At 54.2% G+C, this 264-nt stretch carries 1 pseudogene; it reads right to left on the reverse strand.

The features are described 5' to 3' along the window. Nucleotides 1–128 (reverse strand): annotated as a pseudogene (locus tag ALO43_RS32160) (Mu transposase domain-containing protein); the annotation flags it as partial. Nucleotides 129–264: the final 136 nt, after the last annotated feature.

Genomic DNA, 264 nt, shown 5'->3' on the forward strand with positions numbered 1-264 from the left:
CGCTGGTTGGCGTGGAAGCACTCGACGGTCTGGGCGGTGAGCCGCACTTCGAGTTGGTGCTTCACCAACTGGTATGGCACCGAGTAAAAGTGGCCATCGACCTCAACGTGATAGTCGATATGGACGCGTAAAGGCCGCGCGCGACCGCAGCATATCGCGTAAAGCAGCTGTCATTGAGTTCGGACTGAGCAACACTCGTAAGCTTCGGAGCCTCTAAACCTAGACTTGACTGTAGATATAAAGACTTCTCGATGGTTCGCTAAC

The sequence above is a fragment of the Pseudomonas tremae genome (assembly GCF_001401155.1).
Taxonomy (GTDB): Bacteria; Pseudomonadota; Gammaproteobacteria; order Pseudomonadales; family Pseudomonadaceae; genus Aquipseudomonas; species Aquipseudomonas tremae.